This is a genomic window from Pseudomonas sp. TH07, assembly GCF_016651285.1.
Taxonomy (GTDB): Bacteria; Pseudomonadota; Gammaproteobacteria; order Pseudomonadales; family Pseudomonadaceae; genus Aquipseudomonas.
Genome location: NZ_JAEKED010000001.1, coordinates 6919413 through 6936580, shown reverse-complemented (window position 1 = coordinate 6936580; position 17168 = coordinate 6919413). Strand labels below are relative to the sequence as shown.

The window sequence follows — 17168 nt, the reverse complement described above, 5'->3', positions numbered from 1 at the left end:
TGTTGGCAATAATGAGTGGCAAGATAGGATGCCTGGCGCGGCATTTGTTTGACTGGAGGCGGCAAAAGTCCGCGGAATTTCAAAAAAGGCCGCGACAGCTTTCCGCCGCGACCTGATGTACGGCATGTTTACTGGGCGTCGAAGGTCTGGCCGTTGATCCCGCTGCTGTCCGGCCCCATGAGGTAGAGGTAGACCGGCATGATCTGCTCCGGAGTTGGGTTGTTGCTCGGGTTTTCCCCGGGGTAGGCCTGGGCGCGCATGCTGGTGCGGGTGGCGCCAGGGTTGATGCTGTTGGCGCGGACCGGGGCCACGGTATCCAGTTCGTCGGCCAGGGTCTGCATCAGGCCCTCGGTCGCGAATTTGGAAACGCCGTAGGCGCCCCAGTAGGCACGACCCTTGCGGCCGACGCTGCTCGAAGTGAAGACCACCGAGGCGTCCTTGGATAGCTTGAGCAACGGCAGCAGGGTGCTGGTCAGCATGAACATGGCGTTGACGTTGACTTGCATCACGCGCATGAAGTTCTCGCCCGAGAGCTGCTCCAGTGGCGTGCGGGGGCCGATGATCGATGCGTTGTGCAACAGGCCGTCGAGGTGGCCGAATTCGGTTTCGATCATGGCCGCCAGTTCGTCGTACTGGTGAGGCAGGGCGGTTTCCAGGTTGAACGGGATCACCGCCGGTTGCGGGTGGCCGGCGGCTTCGATTTCGTCGTAGACCTGGGTCAGATTGGCTTCGGTCTTGCCCAGCAGTAATACGGTGGCACCGTGGGCGGCAAAGGTCTTGGCGGCGGCAGCACCGATGCCACGGCCGGCGCCGGTGACCAGGATGACCCGATCCTTGAGCAGTTCGGGGCGAGCGGAGTAATCAAACATAAAAACCTCAACACAATATCAACGATAGGACCGGCAGCACTCTTGGAGCTGGGCCGGTCGCACAGCCTGTGCGGTGACAGTGCAACTGCTCGGGCGAGGGGTATTACCCGCGTCGCATCAGCAGCTGCAGAGGGCGTTATCCAGCACGCGGCGCAGTTCCAGCGGGTGATCGACTACCACGTCGGCGCCCCAGTGCCTGGGGTTGTCGTCCGGGTGGATATAGCCGTAGGTCACGGCGGCGGTCTTGGTGCCGGCATCGCGCCCCGATTCGATATCACGCAGGTCATCGCCGACGAACAGCACGCTGGCCGGGTCCAGGTCGAGCATCTTGCACGCCAGGATCAACGGCTCCGGGTCGGGTTTGCTGTTTTTCACGTGGTCCGGGCAAATCAGCAGGGCCGAGCGTTCGGACAGCCCCAGTTGCTGCATGATCGGTTCGGCGAAGCGCAGCGGCTTGTTGGTCACCACGCCCCAGATCAGGTTGGCCTTCTCGATATCCGCCAGCAGCTCGGCCATGCCGTCGAACAATTTGCTGTGCACCGCGCAGTGCTGGAGGTAACGCTCCAGGAACTCCAGGCGCAGCTCTTCGAATCCGGGCGATTCAGGGTCCATGGAGAAGGTCACGGCGACCATGGCCCGGGCACCACCGGAGATTTCGTCACGGATGTGCTGGTCGACGATCGGTGCCAGGCCGCGATCGGCGCGCATGCTCTGGCAGACGGCGATGAAGTCCGGCGCGGTGTCGAGCAGGGTGCCGTCCATGTCGAAAAGAACTGCTCTGATACCCATGGGCTTATTCCTCTCGCAGGGTCTGGATCATGTAGTTGACGTCCACGTCCGCCGCCAGCTTGTAGTGCTTGGTCAGGGGGTTGTAGGTCAGGCCGATGATGTCCTTGACGGTCAGGCCGGCCATGCGGCTCCAGGCGCCAAGCTCGGAAGGGCGGATGAATTTCTTGAAGTCATGGGTGCCGCGCGGCAGCAGCTTCATGATGTACTCCGCGCCAATGATGGCGAACAGGTAAGCCTTGGGATTGCGGTTGATGGTGGAGAAAAACACCTGGCCGCCCGGCTTGACCATGCGGAAGCAGGCGCGGATCACCGACGACGGATCCGGTACGTGTTCGAGCATTTCCAGGCAGGTCACGACGTCGAATTGCTCGGGCATTTCTTCGGCCAGGGCTTCGGCAGTGATTTGCCGGTATTCGACGCTGACACCCGACTCCAGCTGGTGCAACTGCGCCACTGCCAGTGGCGCCTCGCCCATGTCGATACCCATCACGGTAGCGCCACGCTGGGCCATGGCTTCGCTGAGGATGCCGCCGCCACAACCGACGTCGAGGACTTTCTTGCCCGCGAGGTTGACCCGCTCGTCGATCCAGTTGACCCGCAGCGGGTTGATGTCGTGCAGGGGTTTGAACTCGCTTTCACGGTCCCACCAGCGGTGAGCCAGGGCTTCGAATTTGGCGATTTCAGCGTGGTCGACGTTGCTCATGGGTAATCCTCAAATCTAAAAAATTCTGCACTGGGCCTTGAGTTGATCCTCAAGGGGTCTGTCTATTCGGTATGTCCGCTGATGCGCTGGCCCCAGGCAGTGGCCGTGGCGCACAGCTGCTGTTCATCGAGGCGGGTCAGGCGCCGGTCGTCGAGCAACTGCTTGCCGGCGACCCAAAGGTGTTTCACGCAATCGCGGCCGGTGGCATATATAAGCTGCGAAACCGGGTCATAAATCGGCTGCTGGGCCAAACCCGACAGGTCGAACGCCACCAGGTCCGCGGCCTTGCCCAGTTCCAGGGAACCGACTTCAGCCTCCAGGCCCAGGGCGCGAGCGCCGTTCAGGGTCGCCATGCGCAGGGCGCGATGGGCGTCCAGCGCGGTGGCGGAGCCTGCAACGGCTTTGGCCAGCAGCGCGGCAGTGCGAGTTTCACCCAGCAGATCCAGGTCATTGTTACTGGCGGCGCCATCGGTGCCGACCGCGACATTCACCCCAGCCTGCCAAAGTCGCTCCACCGGGCAGAAACCGCTGGCCAGCTTGAGGTTCGATTCCGGGCAATGAATAACGTTGCTGTTGGTTTCTACCAGCAAAGCCAGGTCTTCATCGCTGACCTGGGTCATATGAACGGCCTGGAAGCGAGGGCCTAGCAAACCGAGGCGGCCAAGGCGGGCCAGGGGGCGCTCGCCGTGCTGTTCGAGGGATTGTTGCACCTCGAATGCGGTTTCATGGACGTGCATATGGATCGAGGCGTCGAGCTCTTCGGCGATAACGCGAATTTTTTCCAGGTTCTCATCGCCCACGGTATAGGGTGCATGAGGGCCGAAGGTGATCTTGATGCGAGGGTGGTGCTTGAGGTCGCCGAACAGCTCGACACCCTGGCGGATCGCTTCATCGGCGTCGTGGGCGCCGGGAATCGGGAAATCGAGGATTGGAATCGCGATCTGTGCGCGTATGCCGCTGTTGTGCACGCGTTCGCTGGCCACCTTGGGGAAGAAGTACATGTCGGAGAAGCAGGTAATGCCGCCTTTGAGCTGTTCGGCAATGGCCAGGTCGGTGCCGTCGCGCACGAAGGCTTCATCGACCCACTTGGCCTCGGCCGGCCAGATGTGCTTTTCCAGCCAGGTCATGAGCGGTAGATCGTCGGCCAGGCCGCGAAACAGGGTCATGGCCGCATGCCCGTGAGCATTGATCAGGCCCGGGCTGAGCAGCATGCCTGGCAGTTCCCGCACTTGCGTGGCCTTCAGGCGCAAGGCCTCGGCCCTGGGCCCGATAAAGGCGATGCGCCCGTCGCGGATGCCCAGGCCGTGTTCTTTGAGAACCACGCCAGCAGGTTCGACAGGCACCAACCAGGTCGGCAACAGCAATAAGTCGAGCGCAGCGGCAGGTGTCGGCATCGAAGATCGGTTCCAGAGCTTTTGTAAGGGATGGCGAAGTATACCCGAGCGTCTTCGCCGGGGGATCGCTATAATCGACGGCTTTTGTTCATGAGTGCGGGGTGAGGGATGCGCGATCGACTGTTGGCTGCGGAGAAGGTGAAGGCCATCGATTGGCGGGATGACGCCCTGTATCTGCTCGATCAGCGCATTTTGCCTTTCGAGGAAACCTGGATCGCCTACACCAGCGCCGCGGGCGTTGCCGAGGCGATTCGCTCCATGGTAGTCCGTGGCGCGCCGGCAATCGGCATCAGCGCGGCCTATGGCGTGGTCCTGGCGGCACGCGCGCGGTTTGCCGCCGGCGGTGACTGGCAGGCGGCAATGGAGGAGGACTTCACCCTGCTTGCCGACTCGCGCCCGACCGCGGTCAACCTGTTCTGGGCGCTCAATCGCATGCGCGATCGCCTGGAGCGGCTCAAGGACCACATCGACCCGCTGGCCGTGCTTGAGGCCGAAGCCCTGGCCATTCATGAAAGCGATCGCGAAGCCAACCTGACCATGGCGCAGTTGGGCGTGGACCTGATCCGCCGGCACCAGGGCAATGCCCAGGCGCTGCTGACCCACTGCAATACCGGTGCCCTGGCCACCGGTGGCTTTGGCACGGCGTTGGGGGTTATCCGCGCGGCATGGCTCGAAGGCATGGTCGAGCGCGTTTACGCCGATGAAACCCGACCCTGGCTGCAAGGTTCGCGCCTGACGGCCTGGGAATTGGCCAATGAAGGCATTCCGGTGACCTTGAACGCCGACTCCGCAGCCGCCCATATCATGAAGACCAAGGGTGTGACCTGGGTGATAGTCGGTGCCGACCGCATTACCGCCAACGGTGATGTGGCGAACAAGATTGGCACTTATCAGTTGGCGGTCAATGCCATGCACCATGGCGTGCGATTCATGGTGGTCGCGCCCAGTTCCACCATCGACATGAACCTCGCCAGTGGCGATGAGATCCCGATCGAAGAGCGCGACGGCAAGGAATTGCTGGAAGTGGGCGGCAAGCGCGTCGGTGCCGAGGTGGACGCCTTCAACCCGGTATTCGATGTGACGCCGGCAGACCTGATCGACGCCATCGTCACTGAAAAGGGCATAGTCGAGCGGCCGGATACCGCGAAAATGGCCCAATTGATGTGCCGCAAACGCCTGCATTGAGACACTCGTTTCCCGTGGAGTAGGTCGCTGCTCCCTGGAAACGGCTATTGGTCAAGAAAAAATCCCCGTTTAAGCGCGAAATCCGCCTCTGAGCTTCTCTGGTCCCCTATCAGGCTGTCACCGGTCAACTAACTACGCACCATGCGCATCTGGGGGATAGGTGCGTGGCGGCGATTGTGATAACATCCGGCGGTTTCCAAGGTGGCCCAAAGTGGTTGCCTTTACTGCGCAAATCCATGGCATAACTTGTTGATTTGTCGTAAGTCGGTGCAAGGCGCTAGGCCTGCAGCGACGAGCTTCGTTCGTCCCATATGGATGTGACGAGGTTTCACCAGAAAAAGGAATCAGGCTTCTCATGGGCGAACTGGCCAAAGAAATCCTCCCGGTCAATATCGAAGACGAGCTGAAACAGTCCTACCTCGACTACGCGATGAGCGTAATTGTCGGGCGGGCACTGCCTGATGCGCGCGATGGCTTGAAGCCCGTGCATCGGCGTGTGCTGTTCGCGATGAGCGAGCTGGGCAACGACTTCAACAAGCCGTACAAGAAATCTGCCCGTGTTGTCGGTGACGTGATCGGTAAGTATCACCCTCACGGTGATACCGCGGTGTACGACACCATCGTTCGGATGGCGCAGCCATTCTCGCTGCGCTACCTGTTGGTAGACGGTCAGGGCAACTTTGGTTCGGTCGACGGCGATAACGCTGCGGCCATGCGATACACCGAAGTGCGCATGACCAAGCTGGCACATGAGCTGCTGGCCGACCTGCATAAAGAAACCGTGGACTGGGTGCCGAACTACGACGGCACCGAAATGATCCCGGCGGTCATGCCGACCCGTATTCCCAACCTGCTGGTCAACGGTTCCAGCGGCATCGCCGTGGGCATGGCGACCAACATTCCGCCGCACAACCTCGGTGAAGTCATCGACGGTTGCCTGGCGCTGATCGACAACCCTGAGTTGACGGTCGACGAGCTGATGCAATACATCCCGGGCCCGGACTTCCCGACCGCCGCGATCATCAACGGTCGTGCCGGCATCATCGAAGCCTATCGCACCGGTCGTGGCCGCATTTACATGCGCGCCCGCTCGATGATCGAAGATATCGACAAGGTCGGTGGCCGCCAGCAGATCGTCATTACCGAGCTCCCATACCAGTTGAACAAGGCGCGTCTGATCGAGAAGATCGCCGAGCTGGTTAAAGAGAAGAAGCTCGAAGGCATCACCGAGCTGCGCGACGAGTCCGACAAAGACGGTATGCGCGTGGTGATCGAGCTGCGTCGCGGCGAAGTGCCTGAGGTGATCCTCAATAACCTCTACGCCCAGACCCAACTGCAAGCGGTGTTCGGTATCAACATCGTGGCCCTGATCGATGGCCGCCCACGGATCCTCAACCTCAAGGATCTGCTGGAAGCCTTCGTTCGTCACCGTCGCGAAGTCGTCACCCGCCGTACTGTGTTCGAGCTGCGTAAAGCGCGCGAACGCGGCCACATTCTTGAAGGTCAAGCGGTTGCCCTGTCGAACATCGACCCGGTCATTGCCCTGATCAAGGCCTCGCCAACCCCGTCGGAAGCCAAGGAAGCGCTGATCAGCACTGCCTGGGAGTCCTCCGCGGTGGTGGCAATGGTCGAACGTGCCGGCGCCGATTCCTGCCGTCCAGAGACCCTGGACCCGCAGTACGGCCTGCGCGAAGGCAAGTACTTCCTGTCGCCAGAGCAGGCGCAAGCCATTCTGGAGCTGCGTCTGCACCGCCTGACCGGCCTGGAACACGAAAAACTGCTGGCTGAGTATCAAGAGATCCTCAACCAGATCGGCGAACTGATCCGCATTCTCAACAGCGCTACGCGCCTGATGGAAGTGATCCGCGAAGAGCTGGAAGTGATCCGTGCCGAATACGGCGATGTGCGCCGCACCGAGATTCTCGATGCCCGTCTCGACCTGACCCTGGGTGACATGATCCCGGAAGAAGAGCGCGTGGTGACCATCTCCCACGGCGGCTATGCCAAGACCCAGCCATTGGCTGCGTACCAGGCCCAGCGTCGTGGCGGGAAAGGCAAATCGGCCACTGGCGTCAAGGATGAGGACTACATTGCTCACCTGCTGGTAGCCAACAGCCACACCACGCTGCTGCTGTTCTCCAGCAAGGGCAAGGTGTACTGGCTCAAGACTTACGAAATCCCTGAAGCATCGCGTGCGGCCCGTGGTCGTCCGCTGGTCAACCTGTTGCCGCTGGATGAGGGTGAGTACATCACCACCATGCTGCCGGTCGAGGAATACACCGAAGGTCACTTCATCTTCATGGCCACCGCTGGCGGCACCGTGAAGAAGACCCCGCTGGAATCCTTCAGCCGTCAACGCAGTGTCGGCCTGATTGCGCTGGAGCTGGACGAAGGCGACGTGCTGATTTCTGCCGCGATCACCGATGGCGAGCGTGAAGTCATGCTGTTCTCCGACGGCGGCAAGGTCACTCGCTTCAAGGAATCCGACGTTCGCGCCATGGGCCGTACCGCTCGTGGTGTGCGCGGCATGCGTCTGCCGGAAGGCCAGAAGCTGATTTCCATGCTGATTCCGGAAGAGGGCAGCCAGATCCTGACCGCATCCGCACGTGGTTATGGCAAGCGCACGGCGATCACCGAGTTCCCTGAGTACAAACGTGGCGGCCAGGGCGTTATCGCCATGGTCAGCAATGATCGTAACGGCCGTCTGGTCGGTGCGGTCCAGGTGCTGGATGGTGAGGAAATCATGCTGATTTCCGACCAGGGCACCCTGGTGCGTACACGGGTCGACGAAGTGTCGAGCCTGGGTCGTAACACCCAGGGCGTGACCCTGATCAAGCTGGCCAGCGATGAAACGTTGGTCGGCCTGGAGCGGGTGCAGGAGCCGTCTGAAGTCGAGGGTGACGAGCTGGAAGGCGAAGAGGGTGAAGAGTTCGAAGGGACCGTGCTGGACGCGGGCACCGATCCGGATGACGCAACCGAGGGCCGGCAGGCTGACGCCGCAGGCGAAGAAGAGTCGCAAGACTAAATAAATCGTAGCAGGGCAGAGTGTTTGCTCTGTCCGCTACCGTGAATGCATAGCGAGAGTGGATGTGAGCAAACGAGCCTATAACTTCTGCGCGGGTCCCGCTGCGCTACCTGAAGCTGTCCTGTCGCGTGCCCAGGCCGAGTTGCTGGATTGGCATGGCAAGGGCCTGTCGGTCATGGAGATGAGCCATCGCAGCGATGAGTTCGTGTCCATTGCCACCAAGGCTGAGCAGGATCTGCGTGACCTGCTGGATATCCCCTCGAACTACAAAGTGCTGTTTCTGCAGGGCGGCGCCAGCCAGCAATTTGCTCAGATCCCCCTGAACCTGTTGCCGGAAAACGGCTCTGCCGACTATATCGATACCGGTATCTGGTCGCAGAAAGCCATTGAAGAAGCCTCGCGCTACGGCCACGTCAATGTGGCTGCCACCGCCAAGCCCTACGACTATTTCGCCATTCCCGGCCAAAACGAATGGCAGCTGTCGAAAGACGCGGCCTACGTTCACTACGCACCGAACGAAACCATCGGCGGCCTGGAATTCAACTGGATCCCGGAAACCGGCGACGTTCCGCTGGTGGCTGACATGTCTTCCGACATCCTGTCGCGCCCTGTGGATATCTCCCGTTTCGGCATGATCTACGCCGGCGCGCAGAAAAACATCGGCCCTAGCGGCATCCTGGTCAACATCATCCGTGAAGACCTGATGGGGCGTGCCCGCTCCCTGTGCCCGACCATGCTCGACTACAAGGTCGCGGCGGATAACGGCTCGATGTACAACACCCCGCCGACCCTGGCCTGGTATCTGTCCGGGCTGGTGTTCGAGTGGCTCAAGGAACAAGGCGGCGTAGAGGCCATCGGCAAGCTCAATGAAGTGAAGCAGCGCACGCTGTATGACTTCATCGACGCCAGCGGCCTGTACAGCAACCCGATCAACAAGTCCGACCGCTCGTGGATGAACGTGCCGTTCCGTCTGGCTGACGATCGCCTGGACAAGCCGTTCCTGGCCGGTGCCGAAGCGCGTGGCCTGTTGAACCTCAAGGGTCACCGCTCGGTTGGCGGCATGCGCGCCTCCATCTACAACGCCGTCGACATCACCGCAGTCAATGCGCTGGTGGCCTACATGGCAGAGTTCGAGAAGGAACACGGTTAATGTCTGAGCAAGAACTCAAGGCACTGCGCTTGCGCATTGATGCCCTGGACGAAAAGGTCCTGGAACTGATCAGTGAGCGTGCGCGCTGCGCCCAGGAAGTCGCGCGCGTCAAGATGGCCTCCCTGGCCGAAGGCGAAGTGCCAGTGTTCTATCGTCCTGAGCGTGAAGCTCAGGTGCTCAAGCGGGTGATGGAGCGTAACCAGGGGCCGCTGGGCAACGAAGAGATGGCGCGCTTGTTTCGCGAAATCATGTCGTCGTGCCTGGCGCTCGAGCAGCCGCTGAAAGTGGCCTACCTCGGCCCTGAGGGCACCTTCACCCAGGCCGCGGCGATGAAGCATTTCGGTCACGCCGTGATCAGCAAGCCAATGGCAGCGATCGATGAAGTGTTCCGCGAAGTGGCAGCCGGTGCGGTGAATTTTGGCGTGGTCCCGGTGGAAAATTCCACCGAGGGTGCGGTCAACCACACCCTCGACAGCTTCCTTGAGCACGACATGGTCATCTGTGGCGAAGTCGAGTTGCGGATTCACCACCATTTGCTGGTTGGTGAAAACACCAAGACTGACAGCATCAGCCGCATCTACTCCCATGCCCAGTCCCTGGCCCAGTGCCGCAAGTGGCTGGACGCGCACTACCCGAATGTGGAACGTGTCGCCGTCTCGAGCAATGCCGAGGCCGCGAAGCGGGTCAAGGGTGAGTGGAACTCGGCGGCAATTGCCGGCGATATGGCAGCAGGTTTGTATGGCCTGACTCGCCTGGCCGAGAAAATCGAGGACCGCCCGGACAACTCCACGCGGTTCCTGATGATCGGCAGCCAGGAAGTGCCGCCGACTGGCGACGACAAGACCTCGATCATCGTCTCCATGAGCAACAAGCCGGGCGCGCTGCATGAGCTGCTGGTGCCATTCCACGATAACGGCATCGACCTGACGCGAATCGAAACCCGACCTTCGCGCAGTGGCAAGTGGACCTATGTGTTCTTTATCGACTTCGTCGGCCATCACCGCGACCCATTGGTCAAAGGTGTGCTGGAGAAGATCAGTCAGGAAGCAGTGGCACTCAAGGTGCTGGGTTCCTACCCGAAAGCGGTTCTCTGAGGCTTTAACAATGAGTGGCGACTTCCTCGCTCTGGCACAGCCGGGCGTGCAACAACTTTCGCCTTACGTTCCGGGCAAACCTGTGGACGAACTGGCGCGTGAGCTGGACATCGATCCGGCAAAAATCGTCAAGCTGGCAAGTAACGAAAACCCGCTGGGCGCCAGTCCCAAAGCGCTGGCGGCGATCCGTGACGAGCTGGCAGAGCTGACACGTTATCCCGATGGCAATGGTTTTGCCCTCAAGACCCTGTTGGCCGAGCGTTGCGCGGTCGAGCTGAGCCAGGTCACCCTGGGCAACGGTTCCAACGACATTCTGGAATTGGTCGCTCGTGCCTACCTGGCCCCGGGCTTGAATGCCGTATTCAGCGCCCATGCCTTTGCCGTCTATCCGATTGTGACCCAGGCCGTGGGCGCGCAGGCGCACGTGGTTCCGGCCAAGGATTGGGGGCATGACCTGCCTGCAATGCTGCAGGCGATCGACGCCAATACCCGGGTGGTGTTTATCGCCAATCCGAACAACCCGACCGGTACCTGGTTCAGCGCCGAGGCGTTGGACGAGTTCCTGCAGGATGTGCCAGGCCATGTGCTGGTGGTGCTGGACGAGGCTTATATCGAGTACGCCGAAGGCAGCGACTTGCCCGACGGCCTGGATTTCCTGGCGGCCTACCCGAATCTGCTGGTTTCGCGGACCTTCTCCAAGGCCTATGGCCTGGCGTCGTTGCGTGTGGGTTATGGCTTGTCGACGCCGGTGGTGGCCGATGTGCTGAACCGGGTTCGCCAGCCGTTCAACGTCAACAGTCTGGCGTTGGCTGCTGCCTGTGCGGCGTTGCAGGACGAGGAATACCTGGCTGAAAGCCGTCGCCTGAATGAGGCTGGCATGCAGCAGCTGGAGGCGGGCTTTCGCGAGCTGGGACTGTCGTGGATTCCTTCCAAGGGCAACTTCATTGCCGTTGACCTGGGAAGGGTGGCTGCTCCGGTATTCCAGGGGTTGCTGCGCGAGGGTGTGATTGTGCGTCCGGTGGCCAATTACGGTATGCCAAACCACCTGCGTATTACCGTCGGTCTGCCGGCTGAGAACAGCCGCTTCCTCGAGGCGTTGTCCAAGGTTCTGGCTCGTGGTTGATGTCATTCCAATGCAATCTGCTGTGCCTATGATCGGTCGCCTGGTGGTGGTCGGTCTGGGGCTGATTGGTGGCTCTTTTGCCAAGGGCCTGCGTGAAAGCGGGGTGTGTCGCGAGGTGGTAGGGGTCGATCTGGATCCTCAATCGCGCAAGTTGGCAGTCGAGTTGGGTGTGGTGGACCGCTGCGAAGAAGACCTCGCCGTGGCCTGCCAGGATGCTGATGTGATCCAGCTGGCAGTACCGATCCTGGCCATGGAAAAGCTCCTGGCGCTCTTGGCTGGCATGGACCTGGGGCAGGCGATCCTGACGGATGTCGGCAGCGCCAAGGGTAATGTGGTGCGCGCTGCAACCGAGGCCTTTGGTGGCATGCCGCCGCGCTTCGTGCCGGGGCACCCGATTGCCGGTTCCGAGCAGAGCGGCGTCGAGGCGTCCAATGCCCAGCTGTTTCGTCGACATAAAGTAATTCTGACTCCGCTGGAGCAGACCGACCCCGAGGCGTTGAGGCTGGTCGATCGGTTATGGCGCGAGCTGGGAGCGGATGTCGAGCATATGCAGGTCGAGCGCCACGATGAAGTGTTGGCGGCGACCAGTCATTTGCCCCACCTGCTGGCATTCGGCCTGGTCGACTCGTTGGCCAAGCGCAGTGAAAATCTGGACATCTTCCGTTACGCTGCGGGCGGTTTCCGCGATTTCACGAGAATCGCCGGCAGCGACCCGGTCATGTGGCACGACATCTTCCTCGCCAATCGCGAAGCGGTACTGCGCACACTCGATACATTTCGCAACGACCTCGACGCCCTGCGCGACGCGGTCGATGCAGGGGATGGGCACCAATTGTTGGGCGTATTCACTCGCGCCCGGGTTGCCCGCGAGCATTTCAGTAAAATCCTGGCCCGCCGGGCCTATGTGGACGCTATGAACTCCAACGATCTGATTTTCCTGGCAAATCCTGGTGGCCGCCTGAATGGGCGGATCCGTGTACCGGGTGACAAGTCGATTTCTCACCGCTCGATCATGCTCGGCTCGCTGGCTGAAGGCGTTACCGAGGTCGAAGGTTTCCTCGAAGGCGAAGACGCGCTGGCAACCTTGCAGGCGTTCCGCGACATGGGCGTGGTGATAGAAGGTCCGCACCACGGCCGCGTAACCATTCACGGCGTTGGCCTGCATGGCTTGAAGCCCGCCCCAGGTCCTATCTACCTGGGCAACTCCGGTACCTCGATGCGCCTGCTGTCCGGCCTCCTGGCGGCGCAGAACTTCGACAGCACCCTGACGGGGGATGCGTCGCTGTCCAAGCGTCCGATGAATCGCGTGGCCAACCCGTTGCGGGAAATGGGCGCTGTCATCGAAACGGCTGCCGAAGGTCGTCCGCCGATGGTCATTCGCGGTGGCAGCAAGCTCAAGGGCCTGACGTACACCATGCCGATGGCCAGTGCCCAAGTTAAGTCCTGCCTGCTGCTGGCGGGGCTTTACGCCGAAGGCAAAACTACCGTGACCGAGCCTGCGCCGACCCGTGATCATACCGAGCGTATGCTGCGCGGTTTCGGCTACCCGGTCAGCGTCGACGGTGCGACTGCTTCGGTTGAGTCGGGCCACAAACTGACTGCTACGCACATTGAAGTGCCAGGCGATATCTCGTCGTCGGCGTTCTTCCTGGTGGCTGCGTCGATCGCCGAGGGTTCGGAGTTGGTGCTGGAGCATGTCGGTATTAACCCGACCCGCACCGGCGTGATCGACATCCTGCGCCTGATGGGGGCGGATATCAGCCTGGAAAACCAGCGTGAAGTCGGTGGCGAACCTGTGGCAGACCTGCGCGTACGGGCAGCTAAACTCAAAGGTATCGAGATTCCTGAAGAGTTGGTGCCCTTGGCCATTGACGAGTTCCCGGTGCTGTTTGTCGCAGCGGCCTGCGCCGAAGGGCGTACCGTGCTGCGTGGTGCTGAAGAGCTGCGGGTCAAGGAGTCTGATCGTATCCAGGTCATGGCCGACGGCCTGCTGGCGCTGGGCGTCAAGTGCGAGCCTACGGCGGACGGCATCATCATCGATGGCGGCCAGATTGGCGGCGGTGAAGTGCACGGTCACGGTGATCACCGGATTGCGATGGCTTTCAGCGTGGCTTCGCTGCGTGCCAATGCTCCGATCCGCATTCATGATTGCGCGAACGTGGCGACTTCTTTCCCCAACTTCCTCGCGCTGTGCGCGCAGGTCGGTATCCGCGTAGCGCAAGAGGCTCAGTCGTGAACATCAAGGCACCTGTAATCACCATCGATGGGCCTAGCGGTTCTGGCAAGGGCACCATCGCCGGGATTCTGGCCAAGCGTCTGGGCTGGTGCCTGCTGGACTCCGGGGCGTTGTACCGTTTGCTGGCATTTGCCGCACGCAACCATGGCGTCGACCTGACCAACGAAGAGTCGCTGAAATTGCTCGCGGCTCATCTCGATGTGCAGTTCCTCGGTGCGACTGAAGGGCATCCGCAGCGCATCATTCTCGAAGGTGACGATGTCACTGATGATCTGCGCAATGAGCAGGTGGGCGCCTGGGCTTCCCAGGTAGCCGCATTGCCCGCGGTGCGTGATGCGCTGTTGCAGCGCCAGCGGGCCTTCCAGGAGCCGCCAGGACTCGTGGCTGACGGTCGTGACATGGGGACGGTGGTTTTTCCAGAGGCACCGTTGAAGATTTTCCTCACTGCCAGTGCCGAGGAGCGTGCACGTCGCCGTTACCTGCAGTTGAAGGGAAAAGTAGATGGTGTTAGTCTGTCGAGTCTGCTAGATGAGATTCGTGCGCGCGATGAGCGCGACACCCAGCGAGCGGTAGCCCCGCTTAAGCCGGCGGCTGACGCCATACAGCTGGATTCCACGGAGTTGTCCATCGAGCAGGTGCTGGAACGCATTCTGAGCGAGATCGCCATTCGCGACATCGCCGGGTGACCAAGAAGAGCGTGGGGAACCAGTCATAGTCCCGCGGTCTTTCTTTTATATGAACGTAACCCACATCGTCTGGGATGTGGCAGATGGGCGTATTCTTCGCCCTTATCAACAGGAATTAAAATGAGCGAAAGCTTTGCGGAACTCTTTGAAGAAAGCCTAAAAACCCTGAACCTTCAGGCAGGCTCCATCATCACCGGTGTTATCGTTGATATCGATTACCAAGCTCGTTGGGTAACCGTTCACGCTGGCCTGAAGTCTGAAGCACTCATCCCGCTTGAGCAGTTCTACAACGACGCTGGCGACCTGACTATCAACGTCGGTGACGAAGTTCACGTTGCGCTGGACTCGGTTGAAGATGGCTTTGGTGAAACCAAGCTGTCCCGTGAAAAAGCCAAGCGCGCTGAATGCTGGATTGTTCTGGAAGCAGCCTTCGCAGCCGAAGAAGTGGTCAAGGGCGTTATCAACGGTAAGGTTAAAGGCGGCTTCACTGTCGACGTTAACGGCATCCGTGCGTTCCTGCCAGGTTCTCTGGTTGACGTCCGTCCAGTGCGCGACACCACGCACCTGGAAGGCAAAGAGCTGGAATTCAAGGTCATCAAGCTGGACCAGAAGCGCAACAACGTTGTCGTTTCCCGTCGCAGCGTCCTCGAAGCCGAGAACTCCGCCGAGCGTGAAGCTCTGCTGGAATCCCTGCAGGAAGGCCAGCAAGTCAAAGGTATCGTTAAAAACCTCACCGATTACGGCGCATTCGTCGATCTGGGTGGCGTTGATGGCCTGCTGCACATCACCGACATGGCTTGGAAGCGTATCAAGCATCCTTCCGAAATCGTCAACGTTGGCGACGAGATCGATGTCAAGGTTCTGAAGTACGATCGTGAGCGTAACCGTGTCTCCCTGGGCTTGAAGCAGCTGGGCGAAGATCCATGGGTCGCTATCAAGGCTCGTTACCCAGAAAGCACTCGCGTTACCGCGCGTGTAACCAACCTGACCGACTACGGCTGCTTCGCTGAGCTGGAGGAAGGCGTTGAAGGCCTGGTACACGTTTCCGAAATGGACTGGACCAACAAGAACATCCACCCTTCGAAAGTCGTACAAGTCGGCGACGAAGTGGAAGTTATGGTTCTGGACATCGACGAAGAACGTCGTCGTATCTCCCTCGGCATCAAACAGTGCAAATCTAACCCATGGGAAGATTTCTCTGGCCAGTTCAACAAGGGCGATAAAATCTCCGGCACCATCAAGTCGATCACCGATTTCGGTATCTTCATTGGTCTGGACGGCGGCATCGACGGCCTGGTTCACCTGTCCGACATCTCCTGGAACGAAGTGGGCGAAGAAGCCGTACGCCGCTTCAAGAAGGGCGACGAGCTGGACACCGTTATCCTGTCGGTTGACCCAGAGCGTGAGCGTATCTCCCTGGGCATCAAGCAACTGGAAAGCGATCCGTTCTCCGAGTACGTTCAAGAGAACGATAAAGGCGCAATCGTTAAGGGTGTTGTAAAAGAAGTTGACGCCAAAGGCGCCATCATCACCCTGGCCAACGACATCGAAGCTACTCTGAAAGCCTCCGAAATCAGCCGTGACCGCATCGAAGATGCACGTAACGTTCTGAAAGAAGGCGAAGAAGTTGAAGCCAAGATCATCAGCGTTGACCGCAAGAGCCGCGTAATCCAGCTCTCGATCAAGTCGAAAGACGTTGAAGACGAGAAAGAAGCAATCCAAAGCCTGCGCGACAAGCCAGCTGCTTCGGACATCGCTGCTGGTCCTACCACTCTGGGCGACCTGTTGCGTGCACAAATGGAAAAACAGAACTAAGTTCTGTAAGACCATAGAAAAAGGGCGACTTCGGTCGCCCTTTTTTGTGCCTTGAATTTGAGTTAAACCCTTCTGAAACCAACATATGCAGTGAGTTGTCTCTTCTTACAAGCAACGAGCTTGCTCATCAGGAGCTAGGCTTGGGTTGAAAGGGTGTCAGCATCGCAGCCTATGCTGCATAAGGAAGGGAATGAACAGACTCGCAGTTATTGTCGCCGTGCTCCTTCTTGCTGGATGTACTACCAGCGCCAAGACCCATGCGATACGTGGCGTCAGTGGAATTGAAATTGATTGCTCGGGCTTGGGCTCGGATTGGGATAAATGTTACAAGCGCGCGGCTAAGGAGTGCAAAGCCGGTGGGTACAAGGTCATAACCAAGTCCAGCGACGCGAAGGACGAGGAGGGCGATTATCCCTTCGGCTGGAACCCCGCTGGCTACGTTACCCGCACAATGCTGGTCATGTGTAGGTAAAAGTGGCTCTGAGGTGCTAAAGGGGGCGCTAGATGCGATGCAATTGCGGTCCAGTAGATAAGTCAATACATGGGCTGTTCAAAATCCTCAGAGCATGCTAAAACCTTCTGAGCACTGACCTAGCTGCTTGAAAAAGAAGGGAAAAATATGACGAAGTCGGAGTTGATCGAACGAATTGTCACCCATCAAGGGCTGCTGTCATCCAAGGATGTCGAGCTGGCCATCAAGACTATGCTTGAGCAAATGTCCCAATGCCTGGCTACCGGCGACCGGATAGAAATTCGGGGGTTTGGTAGTTTCTCACTGCACTACCGTGCGCCGCGAGTGGGTCGCAACCCGAAGACAGGGCAGTCGGTAAGCCTCGACGGGAAATTCGTGCCGCATTTCAAGCCGGGTAAAGAACTGCGCGATCGAGTGAATGAAGAAGAGGAAGAGGGTTTTTAATTTTAAGTATATACACGAGGGTAATGATTGAAGTTGCCAGACTTGGTTGTTTTTGACTTTTGGCGCAGGTGTTATTGCGTGGCGTACTTTGCCGCGTCTATATAACAAATATTAAGGCAGGTCGTATTTTACTAAAAATATTCTGAGATTGATGGTGTAGTTCTTCTGTTTTTTCGGTGGATG

Annotated in this window: 14 protein-coding genes; 10 read left to right on the top strand and 4 right to left on the bottom strand. The window is 59.6% G+C overall.

Translation table 11 applies throughout. From position 1 onward, the window contains the following. Positions 1–128: 128 nt before the first annotated feature. The 4 genes from JFU57_RS31510 to JFU57_RS31495 form a co-directional block, all read right to left on the bottom strand. A complete protein-coding gene (locus JFU57_RS31510; protein WP_201131926.1) occupies positions 129–869 on the bottom strand; it encodes a YciK family oxidoreductase in 741 nt (246 codons plus the stop codon). Between the two features lie 117 nt (positions 870–986). Further along, positions 987–1658: an N-acetylmuramic acid 6-phosphate phosphatase MupP gene (mupP, locus tag JFU57_RS31505; RefSeq protein ID WP_078470710.1), complete on the bottom strand. Its 672-nt coding sequence runs from the start codon at positions 1656–1658 to the stop codon at positions 987–989. 4 nt (positions 1659–1662) lie between these two features. Continuing rightward, positions 1663–2361, bottom strand: coding sequence for a bifunctional 2-polyprenyl-6-hydroxyphenol methylase/3-demethylubiquinol 3-O-methyltransferase UbiG (ubiG, locus tag JFU57_RS31500; protein WP_020299633.1), 699 nt, complete (start codon positions 2359–2361; stop codon positions 1663–1665). 62 nt (positions 2362–2423) lie between these two features. Continuing rightward, entirely contained in the window at positions 2424–3755 is a 1332-nt protein-coding gene (locus JFU57_RS31495; protein WP_201131925.1) for a TRZ/ATZ family hydrolase, read from the bottom strand. 108 nt (positions 3756–3863) lie between these two features. On the opposite strand from JFU57_RS31495, the gene mtnA reads away from it, so the two are divergent. The 10 genes from mtnA to ihfB all read left to right on the top strand — a co-directional run bounded on the left by mtnA (position 3864) and on the right by ihfB (position 16985). Next, positions 3864–4940 carry an S-methyl-5-thioribose-1-phosphate isomerase gene (gene mtnA / locus JFU57_RS31490; protein ID WP_201131924.1) on the top strand — a complete coding sequence of 359 codons (1077 nt, stop codon included), beginning with the start codon at positions 3864–3866 and terminating at the stop codon, positions 4938–4940. Between the two features lie 355 nt (positions 4941–5295). Continuing rightward, entirely contained in the window at positions 5296–7965 is a 2670-nt protein-coding gene (gene gyrA / locus JFU57_RS31485; protein ID WP_020299636.1) for a DNA gyrase subunit A, read from the top strand. A 64-nt stretch (positions 7966–8029) separates the two neighbouring features. Continuing rightward, positions 8030–9115, top strand: a complete 1086-nt coding sequence (gene serC / locus JFU57_RS31480) for a 3-phosphoserine/phosphohydroxythreonine transaminase (protein WP_201131923.1) — start codon at positions 8030–8032, stop codon at positions 9113–9115. Next, a complete protein-coding gene (gene pheA / locus JFU57_RS31475) occupies positions 9115–10209 on the top strand; it encodes a prephenate dehydratase (protein ID WP_007899727.1) in 1095 nt (364 codons plus the stop codon). Before serC ends, pheA begins: the two co-directional genes overlap by 1 nt. Positions 10210–10219: 10 nt before the next feature. Continuing rightward, a complete protein-coding gene (hisC, locus tag JFU57_RS31470) occupies positions 10220–11332 on the top strand; it encodes a histidinol-phosphate transaminase (RefSeq protein WP_078470707.1) in 1113 nt (370 codons plus the stop codon). Positions 11333–11360: 28 nt separating this feature from the next. Then, positions 11361–13568 carry a bifunctional prephenate dehydrogenase/3-phosphoshikimate 1-carboxyvinyltransferase gene (locus JFU57_RS31465; protein WP_201132247.1) on the top strand — a complete coding sequence of 736 codons (2208 nt, stop codon included), beginning with the start codon at positions 11361–11363 and terminating at the stop codon, positions 13566–13568. Then, positions 13565–14254: a (d)CMP kinase gene (gene cmk / locus JFU57_RS31460; RefSeq protein ID WP_020299640.1), complete on the top strand. Its 690-nt coding sequence runs from the start codon at positions 13565–13567 to the stop codon at positions 14252–14254. The genes JFU57_RS31465 and cmk overlap by 4 nt, the downstream gene beginning before the upstream one ends. Before the next feature lie 120 nt (positions 14255–14374). After that, on the top strand, positions 14375–16069 hold the full coding sequence (gene rpsA, locus JFU57_RS31455) for a 30S ribosomal protein S1 (RefSeq protein WP_020299641.1): 1695 nt from the start codon (positions 14375–14377) through the stop codon (positions 16067–16069). Positions 16070–16259: 190 nt separating this feature from the next. Beyond that, positions 16260–16541 (top strand): hypothetical protein, encoded by a 282-nt coding sequence (locus tag JFU57_RS31450; protein WP_078470705.1) that lies wholly within the window; start codon positions 16260–16262, stop codon positions 16539–16541. Between the two features lie 147 nt (positions 16542–16688). Further along, positions 16689–16985, top strand: coding sequence for an integration host factor subunit beta (ihfB, locus tag JFU57_RS31445; RefSeq protein WP_020299643.1), 297 nt, complete (start codon positions 16689–16691; stop codon positions 16983–16985). Positions 16986–17168: the final 183 nt, after the last annotated feature.

Bases quoted from the DNA above. Each gene is read 5' to 3' on its own strand.
- mtnA (WP_201131924.1), top strand. From the start codon at position 3,864: ATGCGCGATCGACTGTTGGCTGCGGAGAAGGTGAAGGCCATCGATTGG.
- ihfB (WP_020299643.1), top strand. From the start codon at position 16,689: ATGACGAAGTCGGAGTTGATCGAACGAATTGTCACCCATCAAGGGCTG.
- JFU57_RS31495 (WP_201131925.1), bottom strand. From the start codon at position 3,755: ATGCCGACACCTGCCGCTGCGCTCGACTTATTGCTGTTGCCGACCTGG.
- pheA (WP_007899727.1), top strand. From the start codon at position 9,115: ATGTCTGAGCAAGAACTCAAGGCACTGCGCTTGCGCATTGATGCCCTG.
- ubiG (WP_020299633.1), bottom strand. From the start codon at position 2,361: ATGAGCAACGTCGACCACGCTGAAATCGCCAAATTCGAAGCCCTGGCT.
- mupP (WP_078470710.1), bottom strand. From the start codon at position 1,658: ATGGGTATCAGAGCAGTTCTTTTCGACATGGACGGCACCCTGCTCGAC.
- JFU57_RS31465 (WP_201132247.1), top strand. From the start codon at position 11,361: ATGATCGGTCGCCTGGTGGTGGTCGGTCTGGGGCTGATTGGTGGCTCT.
- JFU57_RS31510 (WP_201131926.1), bottom strand. From the start codon at position 869: ATGTTTGATTACTCCGCTCGCCCCGAACTGCTCAAGGATCGGGTCATC.
- hisC (WP_078470707.1), top strand. From the start codon at position 10,220: ATGAGTGGCGACTTCCTCGCTCTGGCACAGCCGGGCGTGCAACAACTT.
- gyrA (WP_020299636.1), top strand. From the start codon at position 5,296: ATGGGCGAACTGGCCAAAGAAATCCTCCCGGTCAATATCGAAGACGAG.
- JFU57_RS31450 (WP_078470705.1), top strand. From the start codon at position 16,260: ATGAACAGACTCGCAGTTATTGTCGCCGTGCTCCTTCTTGCTGGATGT.
- rpsA (WP_020299641.1), top strand. From the start codon at position 14,375: ATGAGCGAAAGCTTTGCGGAACTCTTTGAAGAAAGCCTAAAAACCCTG.